The organism is Microbacterium sp., from assembly GCF_040394595.1.
Lineage (GTDB): Bacteria > Actinomycetota > Actinomycetes > Actinomycetales > Microbacteriaceae > Microbacterium.
In genome coordinates, this window is record NZ_JBEBSA010000002.1 from 96428 (window position 1) to 113789 (window position 17362).

Annotated in this window: 18 protein-coding genes; 10 read left to right on the plus strand and 8 right to left on the minus strand. The window is 66.2% G+C overall.

Annotated elements, in window-relative coordinates; all coding sequences use genetic code 11:
* Nucleotides 1-55: 55 nt before the first annotated feature.
* The 5 genes from gyrB to dnaA all read right to left on the minus strand — a co-directional run bounded on the left by gyrB (nt 56) and on the right by dnaA (nt 7010).
* Nucleotides 56-2119, minus strand: coding sequence for a DNA topoisomerase (ATP-hydrolyzing) subunit B (gene gyrB / locus ABWO84_RS03250; protein ID WP_353112486.1), 2064 nt, complete (start codon nt 2117-2119; stop codon nt 56-58).
* 118 nt (nt 2120-2237) lie between these two features.
* Nucleotides 2238-2729 carry a DciA family protein gene (locus ABWO84_RS03255; RefSeq protein ID WP_502915385.1) on the minus strand — a complete coding sequence of 164 codons (492 nt, stop codon included), beginning with the start codon at nt 2727-2729 and terminating at the stop codon, nt 2238-2240.
* Nucleotides 2716-3927, minus strand: coding sequence for a DNA replication/repair protein RecF (gene recF / locus ABWO84_RS03260; RefSeq protein WP_353112490.1), 1212 nt, complete (start codon nt 3925-3927; stop codon nt 2716-2718). Before recF ends, ABWO84_RS03255 begins: the two co-directional genes overlap by 14 nt.
* An 82-nt stretch (nt 3928-4009) precedes the next feature.
* Nucleotides 4010-5152 (minus strand): DNA polymerase III subunit beta, encoded by a 1143-nt coding sequence (dnaN, locus tag ABWO84_RS03265; RefSeq protein WP_353113195.1) that lies wholly within the window; start codon nt 5150-5152, stop codon nt 4010-4012.
* 466 nt (nt 5153-5618) lie between these two features.
* Nucleotides 5619-7010 carry a chromosomal replication initiator protein DnaA gene (dnaA, locus tag ABWO84_RS03270; RefSeq protein ID WP_353112492.1) on the minus strand — a complete coding sequence of 464 codons (1392 nt, stop codon included), beginning with the start codon at nt 7008-7010 and terminating at the stop codon, nt 5619-5621.
* Nucleotides 7011-7349: 339 nt separating this feature from the next.
* On the opposite strand from dnaA, the gene rpmH reads away from it, so the two are divergent.
* Genes rpmH through rsmG form a run of 6 tightly spaced genes read left to right on the plus strand, consistent with a single transcriptional unit; the run spans nt 7350 to nt 10414 of the window.
* Complete coding sequence (gene rpmH, locus ABWO84_RS03275; protein WP_045250217.1) at nt 7350-7487, plus strand: 50S ribosomal protein L34; 138 nt, start codon at nt 7350-7352, stop codon at nt 7485-7487.
* 22 nt (nt 7488-7509) lie between these two features.
* Nucleotides 7510-7866 carry a ribonuclease P protein component gene (gene rnpA, locus ABWO84_RS03280; protein ID WP_353112494.1) on the plus strand — a complete coding sequence of 119 codons (357 nt, stop codon included), beginning with the start codon at nt 7510-7512 and terminating at the stop codon, nt 7864-7866.
* On the plus strand, nt 7866-8231 hold the full coding sequence (gene yidD / locus ABWO84_RS03285) for a membrane protein insertion efficiency factor YidD (protein ID WP_353112496.1): 366 nt from the start codon (nt 7866-7868) through the stop codon (nt 8229-8231). Before rnpA ends, yidD begins: the two co-directional genes overlap by 1 nt.
* Complete coding sequence (yidC, locus tag ABWO84_RS03290; RefSeq protein ID WP_353112498.1) at nt 8221-9300, plus strand: membrane protein insertase YidC; 1080 nt, start codon at nt 8221-8223, stop codon at nt 9298-9300. The genes yidD and yidC overlap by 11 nt, the downstream gene beginning before the upstream one ends.
* Nucleotides 9297-9785, plus strand: coding sequence for a Jag family protein (locus tag ABWO84_RS03295; RefSeq protein WP_353112500.1), 489 nt, complete (start codon nt 9297-9299; stop codon nt 9783-9785). Before yidC ends, ABWO84_RS03295 begins: the two co-directional genes overlap by 4 nt.
* Before the next feature lie 2 nt (nt 9786-9787).
* Nucleotides 9788-10414, plus strand: coding sequence for a 16S rRNA (guanine(527)-N(7))-methyltransferase RsmG (gene rsmG, locus ABWO84_RS03300; RefSeq protein ID WP_353112502.1), 627 nt, complete (start codon nt 9788-9790; stop codon nt 10412-10414).
* Between the two features lie 107 nt (nt 10415-10521).
* Here the strand turns inward: rsmG and ABWO84_RS03305 are convergent, their stop codons facing one another.
* Both ABWO84_RS03305 and ABWO84_RS03310 read right to left on the minus strand, forming a co-directional pair.
* Nucleotides 10522-10926, minus strand: coding sequence for a nuclear transport factor 2 family protein (locus ABWO84_RS03305; RefSeq protein ID WP_353112504.1), 405 nt, complete (start codon nt 10924-10926; stop codon nt 10522-10524).
* A 2522-nt stretch (nt 10927-13448) separates the two neighbouring features.
* Nucleotides 13449-13748, minus strand: coding sequence for a hypothetical protein (locus ABWO84_RS03310; RefSeq protein ID WP_353112506.1), 300 nt, complete (start codon nt 13746-13748; stop codon nt 13449-13451).
* Nucleotides 13749-14134: 386 nt separating this feature from the next.
* Between ABWO84_RS03310 and ABWO84_RS03315 the strand changes: the two genes are divergently transcribed.
* The 4 genes from ABWO84_RS03315 to ABWO84_RS03330 all read left to right on the plus strand — a co-directional run bounded on the left by ABWO84_RS03315 (nt 14135) and on the right by ABWO84_RS03330 (nt 16947).
* The gene (locus ABWO84_RS03315) at nt 14135-15055 is read left to right on the plus strand and encodes a ParA family protein (RefSeq protein WP_353112508.1); all 921 of its coding nucleotides are present in this window, start codon (nt 14135-14137) and stop codon (nt 15053-15055) included.
* Nucleotides 15055-16020 (plus strand): ParB/RepB/Spo0J family partition protein, encoded by a 966-nt coding sequence (locus tag ABWO84_RS03320; protein WP_353112510.1) that lies wholly within the window; start codon nt 15055-15057, stop codon nt 16018-16020. Before ABWO84_RS03315 ends, ABWO84_RS03320 begins: the two co-directional genes overlap by 1 nt.
* A 67-nt stretch (nt 16021-16087) precedes the next feature.
* A complete protein-coding gene (locus ABWO84_RS03325; protein WP_353112512.1) occupies nt 16088-16420 on the plus strand; it encodes a tryptophan synthase subunit alpha in 333 nt (110 codons plus the stop codon).
* 11 nt (nt 16421-16431) lie between these two features.
* A complete protein-coding gene (locus ABWO84_RS03330; RefSeq protein WP_353112514.1) occupies nt 16432-16947 on the plus strand; it encodes a GrpB family protein in 516 nt (171 codons plus the stop codon).
* 51 nt (nt 16948-16998) lie between these two features.
* Here the strand turns inward: ABWO84_RS03330 and trxA are convergent, their stop codons facing one another.
* Nucleotides 16999-17322: a thioredoxin gene (gene trxA / locus ABWO84_RS03335; protein WP_353112516.1), complete on the minus strand. Its 324-nt coding sequence runs from the start codon at nt 17320-17322 to the stop codon at nt 16999-17001.
* Nucleotides 17323-17362: the final 40 nt, after the last annotated feature.

Sequence of the window (17362 nt, forward strand, 5' to 3'; positions counted from 1 at the left end):
TACGTTCTCGAGAACGGCTTGCGGCGTGTCGACTCGCTCAACGACCGGGGGCTGGCTAGATGTCGAGGAACCGGACGTCCTTGGCGTTGCGTTGGATGAACGTGCGCCGCGACTCGACGTCCTCGCCCATCAGCACGCTGAAGATCTCGTCCGCCGAGGCGGCGTCCTCGATGGTCACCTGCCGGAGCGTCCGCGTGGTGTGATCCATCGTGGTCTCCCACAGCTCCTTGGCGTTCATCTCGCCGAGACCCTTGTAGCGCTGGATGCCCGCTTCTTTCGGGATGCGCTTGCCGTTCGCGAGCCCGTCCTTCAGCAGAGCGTCGCGCTCGGCATCGGAGTAGACGTACTCGTGTGCAGAGTTGGTCCACTTCAGGCGGTACAGCGGCGGCATCGCCAGGTACACGAAGCCCGCTTCGATGAGACCCCGCATGTAGCGGAACAGCATCGTCAGGAGCAGCGTGGTGATGTGCTGGCCGTCCACGTCGGCATCCGCCATCAGCACGATCTTGTGATAGCGGGCCTTGTCGATGTCGAAGTCCTCGCCGATGCCCGTGCCGAAGGCCTGGATCATCGCCTGGACCTCCTTGTTGGCGAGGGCCTTGTCGAGGCGTGCGCGCTCGACGTTCAGGATCTTGCCGCGGAGTGCGAGGATCGCCTGCGTGTGCGGGTCGCGGCCCTGCACCGCCGAGCCGCCGGCGGAGTCCCCCTCGACGAGGAAGATCTCGCTGATCGACGGGTCCTTGCTCGTGCAGTCCTTCAGCTTGTCGGGCATCGCGGCCGACTCGAAGACGCTCTTCCGGCGAGCGGTCTCGCGCGCCTTGCGGGCGGCGATGCGCGCGGTCGCGGCGTCGATCGCCTTGCGGATCACGTTCTTCGCCTGCGCGGGGTTGCGGTCGAACCAGTCGCCGAGCTGGTCGTTCACGATCTTCTGCGTGAACGCCTTCGCCTCGGTGTTGCCGAGCTTGGTCTTGGTCTGCCCCTCGAACTGCGGCTCTCCCAGCTTGATCGAGATCACCGCGGTGAGCCCCTCGCGCACGTCATCGCCGGAGAGGTTGTCGTCCTTCTCCTTGAGCAGGTTGTTCGCCCGCGCGTAGCGGTTGACGAGGCTGGTCAGCGCCGCGCGGAAGCCCTCCTCGTGCGTGCCGCCCTCATGGGTGTTGATCGTGTTCGCGTACGTGAACACGTTCTCGGTGTACGAGGTCGTCCACTGCATCGCGACCTCGAGCGAGATCTTGCGCTCGGTGTCCTCGGCGTCGAAGGCGATGATCTCCTCGTTGACGACCTCCGCCTTGCGCACTCGGTTGAGGTACTCGACGTAGTCGACGAGGCCGCGCTCGTAGTGGAAGACGGCGGACGGCTGCTTCGAGACCATCGCGCCCTCCTCCTCGACCTCGTAGGCGGAGGCGGGACGACGGTCCTCCAGCGAGATCCGCAGCCCCTTGTTCAGGAAGGCCATCTGCTGGAAGCGCGTGCGGAGGGTGTCGTAGTCGAACTCGATGGTCTCGGTGAAGATCGAGTCGTCCGGCCAGAACGTGATCGTCGTCCCGGTCTCGTCGGTCGCCTCGCCCTTCTCGAGCTTCTGCTGCGGGAATCCGCCGTCGGCGAAGCTGTGCCGCCAGACGAATCCCTTCTGCTTGACCTCGACCTCGAAGCGCGTCGAGAGCGCGTTCACCACCGAGGATCCGACGCCGTGCAGACCGCCGGACACCGCGTAGGCGCCGCCGCCGAACTTGCCGCCGGCGTGCAGGATGGTCAGCACGACCTCGACGGTCGACTTCGTCGGGTCGGAGGAGTGCGGGTCGACCGGGATGCCGCGACCGTTGTCGACGACGCGCACGCCGCCGTCCTCGAGCAGCGTCACCACGATCGTGTCGGCGTAGCCGGCGAGCGCCTCGTCGACCGAGTTGTCGACGATCTCGTAGACCAGGTGGTGCAGACCGCGCGGACCCGTCGAGCCGATGTACATGCCGGGGCGCTTGCGCACCGCCTCGAGTCCTTCGAGGATCTGGATCGAGTCGGCGCCGTACTCGCCGGGGACCTTCTTCGAGTCGCCGCTCTCGGGTGCGGGTGTGCCCCCGGTGGTCGATTCGTTGTCGTCAACAGGGGGTTCAGGCGTCATCAGAGGGCGTTCTCCAGATCGATAGCTCGAACTCCCATTCTAGCGGTCCTGAGGGGTCGAATGCTGCTCAGAAGCCGTGTACGGCGTTCTGAGCGTGTCGGATGCCGCTCATGGTGCCCTACCCATAGGTGTCGCGTGGACCCCGCCCTGGCACGGTCCGCGGTCCCCACTTCCAACTGGGCACGTCCGGACCGATGAACCGGACGTCCTTCACGCCCGCATCGGGATAGCGGTTGCCGATCTCGGTCATGATCACGGCCCGCATGTACTGCAGGTTCTTCGCCCAGGCGGTGGAGTCGCACTTCACCGTGAGCAGCCCGTTGCTCAGCGAGACGGGTTCGGAATGGGCGGCCGTCTCGCCGCCTACGAGCTCTGCCCACTGCCGCACGAGGTCCTCGGCCGCGAGGGTCTTCTCCCACCCCGAGTCGCGGGTCAGCTTGTCGAGCACGTCGCCGAGGGCGCCCGGATCCCGCCCCGGCGTGAACGGCGCGTTCTCGTCGTCGTCCGCGATGCGGCGCTTGCGCTTCCAGTTCTTCGGGCTCGGCTTGAGACCCCGCAGTCGCAGATAGGTCGCGACGGTCTCCGGAGGCTGCGGATCACTCACCCGGATCCTCCTCCCCGCTCGTTTCGACTCGCTCCGCTCTCTCGACGAACGGGGAAGACTCGGAACGCTCGTCCAGGATCGTCCCGGCCTCGATCCGCACCACGTGCCGATGGAGCGGTTCGGGGATGTCCGCCTCCACCGCGGCGGTCACGATCACCTGCTCGTAACCGGCCGTCAGGCCGGCGAGGCGCTGACGGCGATCCGCGTCGAGCTCGGCGAACACGTCGTCGAGGATGAGGACGGGGTCGCCGGCCGGCGACTCCGTCCTCAGCAGCTCGGCGGATGCCAGGCGCAGCGCGAGCGCGACCGACCACGACTCCCCGTGGGAGGCATAGCCCTTCACCGGCAGACCCCGCACCCGCAGCACCAGGTCGTCGCGGTGCGGTCCGGTGAGGGTGAGCCCGCGTTCGAGCTCGTTCGTGCGCTTCGCCTGCAGCGCGGCCCGGAACAGCTCGGCGATCTCGCCCTTGTCGGCGCCCTCCGTGGTGCCGTCCTCGGGGTCCGCGCCGCGCACGGAGAGCGCCCATTCGATCTCGGGGGAGTGGTCGGCGCCCGCGATCGCCGCATAGGCATCGATCAGCGGCCTGTGGAGATCCGCCGCGAGCCGGATGCGGGCGTCGATGATCTCGGATCCGAGGGCGATGAGCTTGTCGTCCCAGACGTCGAGGGTGGAGAGGGCGTCACCCCGGATGCCGCGTGCCCGCGCCGACTTCAGCAGCGCCGTGCGCTGGCGGAGCACGCGGTCGTAGTCGGCGAGCACTCCGGCCAGGCGCGGCGTGCGCTGGATGAGCAGCTGATCGGCGAACCGCCGGCGTGCAGAAGGATCCCCGCGCACGATCTGCAGGTCTTCAGGGGCGAAGAGCACGACGTGCGCATAGCGCGGGAGCTCGTTCGTCTTCGCCGCGGAACCGTTGATGCGTGCCCTGTTGGATCCCTGGCGGTTCAGCTGCACCTCGGCGAGCACCTTGCGACGGGCGTGGGCGAGCCGGGCGCGGATGATCGCGAACTCCTCGCCGTCGCGCACCATCGGCGCATCGGAGGAGACCCGGTGCGATCCGAGGGTCGCGAGGAAGACCACCGCCTCCGCGAGGTTGGTCTTGCCCTGGCCGTTCCGCCCGACGAGCACGTTCGGCCCGGGATGGAGGGCCAGTTCTGCGGTCGCGTAATTGCGGAAGTCGACCAGGCTGAGGTGCTCCACAATCACCGCATCAGCCTATCTGGGGGCGGGGACACGCGGCCGTCGAGCGGGCTCCGATCGTCGCCGGAGAAGCGGCGACGCCGCGGGGTCAGCGGAGCAGGAGGTTCGGCTGCAGCAGGTACTTGAACGAGTCGGATCCGGCCTGATCGACCGACGTCTGGCTCGTGACCAGCACGGGGCTGAGCTTGTTCGCGTTGTCGGACGACGTGAACGTGACCCGCACGAACTCGCTCTTCACGGCGCCGAGCGCCTCGAGGAGGTACTGCGGGTTGAGACCGAGGGTCACGTCGTCGCCGCCGGCGAGGTGCGCGTCGACCGACTCGGATGCGCGGGCCTGCTCACTTCCGGACGCGTCCATCGTGACGCTGCCCTGCGCGAAGGTGAAGCGCAGCGGCGCCGAGCGGTCGAGCACCAGCGCCACGCGGCGAACGGCCTCGATGAGGTCGGCGGTGTTGATCACCGCGTAGTGCTCGGTCTGCTCGGGGAACAGCCGGCGGACCGGCGGGAAGTTGCCCTTGATCAGCAGCGACGTCACCGTCTTGTTGCCCGCGGTGAAGGCGATGATCTCGCGATCGCCCGCCCCGGAGAACGCGACCTCGATAGTGCCGGCGTGCGCGAACGTCTTGCCCACCTCGGTGAGCGTGCGCGCCGGGACGAGTGCAGTCTGCTCGTCTCCTCCGCCGTCCCACGGCACGTCGCGGAGCGAGACGCGGTAGCGGTCGGTGGCGACCAAGCTCAGGCTGGTGCCCGAGACCTCGAGCTGCACGCCGGTGAGCACCGGGGTGACGTCGTCGCGCGACGCGGCGAAACCGACCTGCGCGATCGCGGTGCCGAAGTCCTCGGCCGGGACCACGCCGGTGGATCCGGAGACCTCGGGGATCGACGGGTACTCCTCGACGGGCATGGCGGCGAGGGTGAAGCGCGCGGAGCCGCAGGTCACGGCGATCCCGCCGTCCTCCTCGACCGCGATCTCGATCGGAGCGTTCGGGAGCCGGCTCGCGATGTCGCTGAGGAGCCGGCCGTGCACGAGGATCGTGCCGGGTTCGTCGACCGTGGCCTCGATCGTGGTGCGTGCGGACGCCTCATAGTCGAAGGCCGAGAGGGTGAGCCCCTGATCGGATGCCTCGATCAGCACGCCGGCGAGGATCGGCTGGGGGTTTCGCTGCGGCAGCAGCTTGACGACGAAGGACACTGCTTCGCTGAACACATCGCGGTTGACCTGGAACCTCACGGTCGCTCCCTTGTCGTTGTCATGCATGCTGCCGTCGTCCCGCACCCGTTCCGAACGGATGCGTCAGGCGATCCCATGCTAGTCGCAAGGCGTCGGCGCTCCGCCACCGGGGTTCGTGCCGGTCTCCACACCCTTGTGGTGATCGGGGAGCCCGAATCTGAGTGAGATCTCTTAACGGTGTTAACAACTGTGGATTCTGTGGATAAGTCGGTGGAAACCAAGCGCGAGTAGGAAACTACAGACGTGTGAGATGTGGAATCGCTGGGGATTCCGCGGGATTCACGGGGCGGGATCACAACGTTGTGATTCTTGGTTATCCACAGGTTGACTGCTCGACGGGGATGACATCCCGACTTCCGAGGGATTTTCTCCACAAGTTATCCACATGTGGGAAGAGCGCATTGAACGGCATGCCGGAGCTGCACGTCAAGTCGGCCGTTCGGTGGACGCGCAGGGGAAGAGCGGCTCAGCGTCGACCGAGCTGCGTGGTGATCTCGGTGACCTGGTTGTAGATCGAGCGCCGCTCCTTCATGAGGTCGCTGATCTTCTTGTAGGCGTACATGACCGTCGTGTGGTCGCGGTTGCCGAACAGCTGGCCGATCTTCGGCAGCGAGAGGTTCGTGCGCTCGCGGCACAGGTACATCGCGATCTGCCGTGCGGTGGCGATCTGCTGGGACCGGCTCGAGCCGTAGAGGTCGTCGACGGTGAGCTTGAAGTACTGCGCCGTCGCCGTGATGATGTCGGTCGGCGAGATGATGTTGTCCTCGGCCGTGTCGACGATGTCGCGCAGCACGGTCTGGGCGAGGGAGATGTCGAGCGAGGACCGGTTCAGGCTGGCGAACGCCGAGACGCGGATGAGCGCGCCCTCGAGCTCGCGGATGTTCGAGGAGACCACGGTCGCGATGTACTCGAGCACCTCGTCCGGGATGTGGAGGGCCTCGCTCTGCGCCTTCTTGCGCAGGATCGCGATGCGGGTCTCGAGGTCGGGGGCCTGCACATCGGTGATCAGCCCCCACTCGAAGCGGCTCCGCATCCGGTCCTCGAAGCCGGTGAGGTGCTTCGGGGCGACGTCGCTGGTGATCACGACCTGCTTGTTGTGATCGTGCAGCGTGTTGAAGGTGTGGAAGAACGCCTCCTGCGTCTCCGCCCGGCCCTGCAGGAACTGGATGTCGTCGATCAGGAGGATGTCGACATCGCGGTACCGGGTCTGGAACGCGGCGCCGCGGTTGTTGGCGATCGAGTTGATGAAGTCGTTGGTGAACTCCTCGCTCGACACGTAACGGACCCGGACGCCGGCGTAGAGCGACTGCGCATAGTCGCCGATGGCGTGCAGGAGGTGGGTCTTGCCCAGTCCGGAGTCGCCGTAGATGAAGAGGGGGTTGTACGCCTTGGCGGGCGCCTCGGCGACGGCGACGGCGGCGGCGTGCGCGAAGCGGTTGGATTGCCCGATGACGAAGTTGTCGAAGGTGTACTTCGGGTTGAGACGCGACTCGTGGCGCAGCGGGACCTGCTGCTCGCGGGGGGACTCCGCCCGGGGCTGCTCGACCTCGGCGAAGTCCGGCATCGCGATCGGCGCGGTGGGCTGGTCGGCCAGCTCGTGATTGACGACGACCCGGTAGGTGGTGACCTCGTCGCCCGACGCGGCGAGGGCGTCCATGAGCGGGATGCGCACCCTCTTGTTGATCTGGGCGGCGGTGAGGTCGTTGGGTACGTCGAGGTAGAGCGTGCCGGCCATCACACCGGCGGGGACCGCGAGGCTGAGGAAGCCCAGCAGCTGCGGGGTGACCCGCTCGTCGACCTGCAGATGCCCGAGAACCGTCGACCAGATCGGGACGTCGGGGTGGTCTGCTGAGGTCATGGTGCTCCGGACGATAGCGGAGGTCGTCGGAAAACGCGCCTACCCCCTGTGGATAACTTCGGATGCCACGGTAGTCATCGCGGCGCGGATCGGCAAGCTGCCCTCGGAAAACCGCGGGTGTGTCGGAACTCTCCACATTCCTCACAGTTGTGGATAATGTCTGTGCGCAACGGTGCGGATGGGCTCTCCCGCCCCTCGGGGGAAGGGAGGAGTCATCCGGCCGTGATTTGCCCTGCGCCGCGGCAGGTCGTACCCTTAATCGGTTGACTTATGCCTATACGGCAGTTCCCTCTGTCTCCGGTCGATTGCCTCCGGTGACACAGATCCCGGAGTGATCCCATGAGCAAGCGCACCTTCCAGCCCAACAACCGTCGTCGCGCCAAGAAGCACGGCTTCCGCGCCCGCATGCGCACGCGTGCCGGCCGCGCCATCCTGTCGGCGCGCCGTTCCAAGGGCCGCGCCGAGCTCTCGGCGTAACCCTTCCGCTCGGTAAGCCTCCGTGCTCGCCCGGCCGAATCGGCTGACCAGCGGTGACGACTACCGCGCGGCCGTCCGGCGAGGCCAGAGGTGCGGAGGCCCGCGTCTCGTGGTGTCGGTACTTCCCACGAGTGCGGAGCGGGCACCCCGGTTCGGGTTCATCATCAGCAAGCAGGTAGGAACCGCCGTGGTTCGCAACACCGTCCGTCGTCGTCTCAAGGCGATCTGCGCGGAGGTGCTGGACGCGGTTCCCGTGGGCACGGATGTCGTCATCCGTGCCCTTCCTGCATCCGCGACCGCTTCGTTTGCAGAGCTGCAGGCGGATGTGGGTCGGTGCCTCCGGCGGCTCGTGCCGGCCGGATCCGGTTCGGCGGACTGATGGGCGCGCTCCCCTCCTACGCGTACGGTGCGGCCACCTGGCATCCCGGCGACCTGATCCGCAGCATTCCGCTCGTCCCGCGCAACCTGGTACTCGGCTTCCTCGTCGGGTACCGAACCGTGATCTCTCCCCTGTATGGGGACGTGTGCAGGTATTACCCCTCCTGTTCCGCATACGCTGTAGGTGCGGTGCAGCAGCATGGCGCCGTCATGGGGGCCCTCCGCTCCGGGTGGCGCATCCTGCGATGCAATCCCTGGAGCAAGGGCGGCGTCGACGACGTCCGCCCGCACGCTCACTTCCGATACGACCTGACCCGACGCGGGTTCGTCGTACCCGCTCGAAAGGAACAGAACAGTGGGTCTTGACCTTCTGCTCGCAGCCAGCACGCCGACACCGGCGCCGCAGTCAGGCGGCTTCGATCTGCTCGGCACGATCATGTGGCCGTTCAAGTGGCTCGTCGAGACGATCCTCGTCGGATGGCACTGGCTCTTCACGACCTTCGGTCTGCAGTCGAACGCCGGCCTCACATGGGTGCTGTCCATCGTCGGGCTCGTGATCGTGATCCGTGCGGCGGTGTTCCCGCTGTTCGTGAAGCAGATCAAGAGTCAGCGAAAGATGATGGAAATCGCTCCTGAACTGCGAAAAGTTCAGGAGAAGTACAAGGGCAAGCGTGATCAGCTGTCTCGTGAGGCGATGAGCCGCGAGACGATGGCGCTGTACAAGAAGCACGGGACGACGCCGATGTCCTCGTGCCTCCCGCTGCTGGTGCAGATGCCGTTCCTCCTGGGCATGTTCTACACGCTCAGCGACGTGAAGAAGCACGCCGAGGCGCACGTGGGCGGCGTCGGTCTGCTGAATGCCGACCTGACCAGGCAGTTCTACGACGCGAAGCTCTTCGGCGTCGCTCCCCTCCACACCAGCCTCGTCGACGCGTGGAACCAGCGTCCCGACGGCTGGGAGCTGACGGTCGGGATCCTCGTCGTGCTGGTCATCCTCATGATCGGCTCGCAGTTCTTCACCCAGCTGCAGATCATCTCGAAGAACCTGTCGCCCGAGGCCAAGACCGGCCAGGCGTATCAGATGCAGAAGATCATGCTCTACATCCTTCCGCTGGGCTTCATCTTCTCGGGTCTGTTCTTCCCCCTCGGCGTCGTCATGTACTGGTTCATCTCGAACCTGTGGACGATGGGACAGCAGTTCCTCGTCATCCGTGAGATGCCCACGCCGGGTTCCGACGCGGCCAAGGCGCGCGAAGAGAGACTCGCCCGCCGTGGCAAGGCGATCAACTCCGATGGCAAGATCGTTCCCCTCGCGACCTATGAGGCCGAGCAGCAGCGGATGTTGGACGAGGCGGAGCGCGCGAAGGCGGAGGCGCCCAAGCGTCAGCAGCCGATGGGGAAGAAGCGTGCGAAGAAGAAGGGCGGCAACTCATGAGCGTCTCGCAGGATGCCACTGAGCCGACGGTCGACGAGCTCGAGCACGAGGGCGATGTCGCGGCCGATTTCATCGAGGAGCTGCTCGACATCGCGGACATCGACGGCGATCTGACCCTCGACGTCCGTCAGGGCCGTGCCTACGTGTCGGTCGAGGCGGAGGGGAGCGGTATCGCGGTGCTCTCGACGCCGGACACCGTGCAGGCCCTGCAGGAGCTGACCCGTCTGGCCGTGCAGAGTAAGACCGGTTCCTTCTCCCGACTGATCCTCGATGTCGGAGGCTCGCGCGACACGCGCCGCCGTCAGCTGGAGCAGCTGGTGGACGCCGCAGTGGCCAAGCTCGACGAGGGAGCCTCGCAGGCATCCCTTCCCTCGATGTCGAGCTATGAGCGCAAGATCGTCCACGACGTCGTCGCCGAACGGGGCCTGATCTCTGAGTCGTACGGCGAAGGACACGACAGGCACACCGTCATCCGTCGGCGGTGACCATGAGTGTTGTCGAGCCGGAGCCCGCGGAAGCCGCAGCGCTCTTCGGTGATCGCATCGATCTCGCGCGAAGGTTCACCGCTGCGCTTGCGGCGCAGGGCGAGCTGCGAGGCCTGATCGGTCCGCTGGAGCTGCCCCGCCTGTGGACGCGGCACGTGCTGAACAGTGCGATCGCAGCTCCGCTGTTCTCCGGATCGGTGGCGGACGTGGGTTCGGGTGCGGGCCTCCCGGGGCTGGTGCTCGCGATCGCGCGGCCTGATGTCTCATGGACACTGATCGAGCCGATGGAGCGTCGGGTGGATTGGCTGACCGAGCAGGTCGCGTCTCTTCGGCTTGAGAACGTCACGGTGATGCGAGCTCGCGCGGAGGATGTCGGACTTGAGTTCGATGCCGTCACCGCTCGCGCCGTGAGCGCGTTGCGGACCTTGGTGCCGATCGTCGCCCCGCTCGTCAGGGACGGGGGCGAACTGATCCTCTTGAAGGGGGCGGGCGCCCCGACCGAGATCGAGGCAGCGCAGAAGGCGCTCCGCAAATACCGGGTGGAAGACGTACGGGTTGAGGTGCTTGGCGAAGGGGTGCTCTCCGAGGAGACTCGCGTAGTCCGGGGAACGGTGCGCCCGCAGCGCTGATGTTGCACGTGAAACATCACGTGTAGGGGTCCGTCCAGGCGACCAGGAACCCGTGGGAGATGCTCGCGCCGGACAGACGATAGCTGATGCCGTCGGGCTGAGCACGGTCAGTGGCGGTCCTTCGAAGACGCCGCAGCATGGACCGCTGCGGTGTCTTCGATGAATCGGTAGCGGGTGAACTCCCCGCTTTCGACGTGCACCGTGAGCGAGAACCGCGAGACGAAGCTTCGTCCGGTCCGGATAACGCGATCCTCCAGCTCACCGGTAATGATGGCATCCGGTCCGGTCACCGTGATCTCGTCGATCTCGAAGCGTATCGTCTCCAGTTCCGCGCCCAGCCCGGAGAGGAACGATTCGAACTCGACACGTGTCCGGACCACCGGAATCCACCACACATCGTCGTGGTGCGGGATGTCGAAGTCGATCACCTCCGCGAACATCGCCGACGCGAGGTCAGCCCGCCCGTTCCCGATGTGACTCAACAGCTTCTCGACCATCTCGCGTGTGCTCATCGTTCGAGGAAACGTGCGCGGCCGCGGAGAGATTCCCCGCGCCGATCGGCGTGATGTTTCACGTGAAACATTCTGGGAGAGAACTTCTTCCGGTGAACGGTGCGCCAGCGGCTGCACCTGCTTCCGCAGGGCCTGTGGTCTCGGGGGGCGGATCCGGTGAGGTGACGCTCCGGAGTCAGCGGACGGTGTGCAATGTCTCCCGAGACGGGGGATCACTGTTCGGGAAGAGAGTGCACCGGCCTGGTTGTGTGCCGGTGCGTTCGGGCAATAGGCGTTGAAGGAGGAGGGTGGTGCGGGACGAGCGGGGAGGAGGGGGTCGGCACACGGGCTCCGACAGTTGTTCCACGTAACATCGGCTTCTGAGGTGACGATCCATAGAGTCCAGGGCCACATGACTTCAAGCTCGGCGGACTCGGGCCTGTTTTCGCAGTCGTACGGAGGTGCCCTGTGATTCGCGCGATGTTTCACGTGAAACATCGACCGAGGTGGGTCTCCATGGGGTTCTCTGCCGAGCACTTCCGATGGATGGACGGTTTGCGCGGACACCTGGTCGATGATGCGTCATGCGGCCGGAACGCGCAGCGCTTCCGACGACCCTGTTGGGCTTCTACGCCCCGAACGGATCGATGTCATCGTGGGCACCACCGAGGTCCGCGGGGTTCCTCCTTGCTCCACTGGTCGCTCGGCAGGCAGGGGAGTCTCTCTGATCAGTAGGGATGGGGCTCGGTAGGGGTGAGGCTCTGTTCCCCAACGAGACGACCGGTATGCAGAATGGCGATGATCGCCGTGGTGACCAGCACAGGCTGATCGACACCGGCAGGCAGGCTGGTGCTTCGGCGTTGCTGATCTTGCGTGCGGTGCGGGGTTGTCGCGATCGCCGGAGGTATCCGCCGAGGACACCACGTCCGATGGTCCGTGCATCCGTTTTGGTGGAGATCTTCCGTAGCTGATCGACTCCGAAGGTGCGCCAGACCTTCCGTGGGACGAGATGGTGGCAGGTGGTGGTACTCGTGTGCGGACAGGTCGGGCGACGCGACGCACGAACCGTGTGTATGCAAGTGATCTCATCGCCGCAGAGGCGAAGGAGCCCCGTGGAGCCGACAGGGTCCTCGACCGGTTGCGGCGGAGGAGATGTTTCACGTGAAACATCTCTCGAGGGGCGTCCATTCCGCACCGGTTCGCCCGATGGGCTGGCGGTTGGAAGACGGTGAACTCATCGTGTGATGGTCACGTCGGGTGAAAGCGGGTCTGTCCGCAAGACAAGGCCGGGTGCGGCGGCTGATCTTTCCGCGGTAGTGCCATTCATCGCGGAGGGGGGCCTCTCGTGTAGCCGGCATGGGCCGAGTCATCGAGTAGGCGATCTCCCATCGGCTCCGTCGGACGGAGGGATCGGGCAAGGCAGCCGGCCGGATCGGAGGGGCAGTGCTTCGTCTCGTCGAGCCGGGCGCGTTCTTGACTGTGAGGACACCAGAGTGTGTACTCAAGCGAACTCATCGTGTGATGGGGTCATGTCTCGCCTGAACACATGTACTCTCGGCGCGAACAAGGCCCGTAGGACTCCTCGCGATTGTGCCGTTCATCGCGCATCCCCTGTAGCCCGGAGAGGCTGAGTTCTGGGGAGTCCAACGGCACAGCCAGATGAAGGGGCAGGCAGGGTAGCCGACCATCGCGGGGCCAGGGGTTGGTTTCGTCATGAGAGGGGAGTCATCGCCAGTAAGGACATCAGAGCGTGGACTCTCGGAAGGGCGTGAATTCACCGTGTGGTGGTCATGCCTCACGTGCAACCTGGTCCGTCGCCGGGACGAATGCAGCCTGGGGGTGCGACCTCTCCGACTCAATGCCGTTCATCGGGCCCGGGGCACTTCTCATGCGAGTTCCGGGAGAGAGTCCTCGAGATGTTGCGTCCCTCGGCTGTCGGTCCAGCCGAACGATGAGCGAGACCAGACGGCCCGGCCATGGTGAGTGCCGAAAGCTCGTCGCCTTCCGAGCATGTTTCACGTGAAACCTTCACCGTGGGATCTGTCAGCGCGAGCGGGTGGGAGCGACGGGACACGTTCCCTTCCGCTTCGGGATCGCTCGTCGTGCATGAGAGTCGGCTCCCTCGGAACCAGCGAACGTGGAGGCGAAAGGAGGTGGTGAGCTGTGCCGGGGCCGCGTGGCCGAGGCCTGCCGCGTGGTGATGGTGGCTTGCCGTTTCCTGAAGAGGCGAGAGGGGTCTCTTCTGAACCACGACACGCTCCTCGTCTTGAGACCCACCTCGCACGTGAACACGCCTGTCGTCGTGAACCAACGCAGCGTGGGGGAGTGCGGAGGGATCGGCCTGCTGAGAGTCTCGCCCACCGCAGCGTCGGCCGACGATGGCGAGATGAAGATGGCGGATGTGACGGGCGTCGGCACTTGTCACGCGGAGATCATGTTTCACGTGAAACGTCCGCCAGACTCGCCAGTGCGAAGGTCTGGTTCGATGCCGATGTCCCGTCATTGTGGAGGGTGAGGCGGGAGATCCGCGGCCCAGATCTCGTCTAGGCGGAGCAGGTGTAGGAGACCGGCTTGCCGGCGGCCAGGGCATAGGCGATCTCCCGGCGCGTGGACTCACCGATGTATCCGCCCGGGTTGACGACGAGAACACGGTCAGCCAGGTCAATCTTGCGCAGATGAAGCTCGTCGAGCACGGCCTTCTGGTCGTCGGTGATCACTTCTCCCGCCTCACCGGGCGCGACGACGATCATCCCCGCGAATGTGAGCTCACGGTTGGCCTCACGCATCTCGCCGGCGAAACGCGTGGAACCGCAGATGCAGACGATTTCTGGTCGATCGGGCATGGCTCCCATCTTCCCTGGAACCGAAGGGCTTCGCCTCCCCGTGTCGCCTCCACCGTAGGTGATGTGCGCTTCGGGGCCTTGTCGTCCGCCGGGCAGTGCCGGCGGAGAGTGTGAGCAGGGGATCGGGGTGGCCAGTACCATCGCACGCCACAGCGCACAGCCCACCGCGGCCCGGACTCGACCCGAGGGGGAACGAGATGGCGGAAACGGTCGTCCGCGGTGGGGGTGTCACTGCGCCCTGGTCACGGCTGCGACACGTTCTGGCAACGCATCGCGCGACATCCGGCACTCGTCATCCCCAGGAGCCCATACGCGAAGGAGACCCGAAGGACGGGAGGAAACCAGTTCCGGTCGATTAGAGTGGAATGCGGTCCCGGAAGGAGTCGATGTTTCACGTGAAACAGTCCGAACAGGCATCGCCGAACAACGACTTCGGGATGGACACCCCTCTCGCACGCGAACTCGCGGATCTCTCGTCCCGCCGCCGCGCCCTGGAGAAGGTCAGCGTCGACTTCACGGGCGACACCCGCGTCTTCACGGTCTCCAACCAGAAGGGCGGTGTGGGCAAGACGACGACGGCCGTCAACGTCGCCTCCGCCCTCGCGTCGCTCGGCGCACGGGTCCTCGTCATCGACCTGGACCCGCAGGGGAACGCGTCGACGGCGCTCGGCGTGCCGCACAGCGCCGAGACGCCCAGCATCTATGACGTTCTGATCAATGGCCGACCCCTCGCGGACGTCGTCCAGCAGAGCCCGGAGCATGAGAACCTGCACTGCGCGCCCAGCACGATCCATCTCGCGGGCGCGGAGATCGAGCTCGTGGCGCAGGTGGCGAGGGAGTTCCGCCTCCGTCGCGCGCTCGAGGTCTATCTGGCGGATCATGACCTCGACTACGTCATCATCGACTGCCCGCCGTCATTGGGCCTCCTCACCATCAACGCCTTCACGGCGGCCTCCGAGGTGTTCATCCCGATCCAGTGCGAGTACTACGCACTCGAAGGTCTCAGCCAGCTTCTGGGCAGCATCCAGATGATCCAGCAGCACCTCAACCCCGAACTCCACCTGTCGACCATCTTGCTGACGATGTACGACGGACGTACCCGCCTCGCGCAGCAGGTCGCCGACGAGGTGCGCAGCCACTTCCCCCGTCAGGTGCTGGAGACCGTGATCCCGCGGTCGGTGCGGGTCTCGGAGGCGCCGAGCTTCGGGCAGACCGTGATCGCCTACGATGGGTCGTCGGCCGGCGCCATCGCCTATCGGGAAGCCGCCGTCGAGATCGCGTCACGCACGCAGGGTAAGGAGAACTGATGGCCAAACGTACAGGCCTGGGCCGGGGGATCGGGGCCCTCATTCCGACCGCTGATCAGGCAGAACGCCCGGTCGACGTGTTCTTCCCCGGTGCCTCCAAGACGAAGGACGCGGACGCCGGTGCGGCACCTGCCGACGGGACCGCCGAGCTTTCGGTGGTCCCCGGTGTGCGTCTCATCCAGGTCGACCCGAACAGCATCGTCCCGAACCCCCGCCAGCCCCGCACTCACTTCGACGAGAGTCACCTCGCCGAGCTGGTGCACAGCGTGCGCGAATTCGGTGTGCTGCAGCCGGTGGTCGTGCGGCGCAACGCCGACGGCGACTACGAGCTGATCATGGGGGAGCGGCGTACGCGAGCCGCTCGGGAGGCCGGACTCGACGCGATCCCCGCGATCGTCCGGGAGACCGCCGACGAGGACCTGCTCCGTGACGCCCTGCTCGAGAACCTCCACCGGTCGCAGCTGAACCCGCTGGAAGAGGCATCGGCCTACCAGCAGCTCCTCGACGATTTCGGGATCACGCAGGAGGAGCTCGCGAACCGGATCGGACGCTCGCGACCCCAGATCAGCAACACGATCCGTCTCCTCCGCCTCCCCGTGCCGGTGCAGCAGCGGGTCGCGGCCGGGGTGCTCTCGGCGGGGCACGCCCGGGCGATCCTCTCTGTCGAAGACCCGGAGCAGATGCAGAGGCTCGCGGACAAGGTCGTCAACGAAGACCTCTCCGTGCGGGCCACCGAACAGGCGGCGAAGGCGCTGCCGGCGCCCGCGAAGGCGCCGAAGCCGCACCCCGGCGCGCGACGGGCCTATCTCGATGAGGTCGGCGGACGCCTCGGAGATCGCCTGAATACGCGGGTGCAGATCTCTCTCGGTGCTCGAAAAGGCCAGCTCAAGATCGAATTCGCCTCGATCCAGGATCTCAACCGGATCCTCGAAGAGCTCGGCGAAGAGGGCTACGGCTCGCGGTGATCCGCTGATCCGCACGGATCTGGCGGGGGCGGGGACCGGTGTCCCCGCCCCCGCGTAGGCTTGAGGGGTGACCGATTCCGTCCCCCGCCGTGCGAGCCTCGAGGTGCTCCGTGCGGAGGCTGCCGATGAGCTCGCCGTCCTCGTGCAGGAGCGGCTGCTCGGCGGTGAGGACCCCTGGGACTTCATGGAAGAGCTCCCCAGCGTCGACGAGCTGGTCGTCTATCTCCTCCGCGCCGAGAACATCGCCTCGAACAACGGCGAGAAGCCCAACGCCACCCGGCACTATCTGGTGCTGCGTCAGATCGCGCTGCAGTATCCCGAGCTGACCTCGACGGTCTGGGGCCTGCTCGGCGAGACGGGACACCGTCGCTGGGATCCGACCATCGCCGACGCCTCCTGAGCGATCCGCCGATGCTCCTCGCCGAACACGACCCGCAGTGGGCGGCCGAGTTCCGCGTAGTCGCCGACGACCTCCGGCGCATCGGCGACCCGTCCTGGACGATCGAGCACATCGGGTCGACGGCCGTTCCCGGCATCCGTGTGAAACCGGTGATCGACATCGCGGTCCGGTGCGACGCCGTACGGCTGGACACCCACCTCCCCGCCTTGGAGGAGGCCGGTTGGCGGAGAGGGAGCGGGGTGCGGACCCATCCCGTGCTGATCCGCGAGCAGGCCGGGCTGCGGCGGCACATCGCGCACTTCTTCGCGCCGGAGGACTGGGAGAACGCCCATCAGCGCGGCTTCCGCGACGGGCTGCGTTCCCACCCCGACGATGCCCGGCGGTACGAGCGGGTGAAGATCGGCGCCGCGGCATCGGCTCCCGATCGGTCGTACACCGACGCGAAGTCCGCCGTGGTCCAGGAGGTCATGGGCCGGGCCCGGCGCGCCCGCGGACTGCCTCCGGTCGTCGTCCACGACGAGGCATGACATGCAGAGGGCCCGCTCCGCCGAAGCGGAACGGGCCCGAAGAAGTGCTGATCAGCGGATGAAAGCGGCGAGGTCCTGCTCGAGAGCGAACTTCGGCTTCGCGCCGATGATCGTGGTCTTCTCCTCACCGCCCTGGAAGACCTTCATCGCCGGGATCGACGTGATCTGGTACTTCATCGCGAGCTCGGGGTTCTCATCGACGTTGAGCTTGAGGATCGTGATCTTCTCGGGGTTCTCCGCCGCGATCTCATCGAGGATCGGGGACACCATCCGACACGGACCGCACCACGCAGCCCAGAAATCGACGAGCACGGGGCCGTCGGCCTGAAGCACGTCCTGCTCCCAGGTCGCCTGGCTGGTTGCCTTGGCAGTCATGAGGTTTCTCCTTGCATCTGTGTCGGAAAAGAGGGTGCGT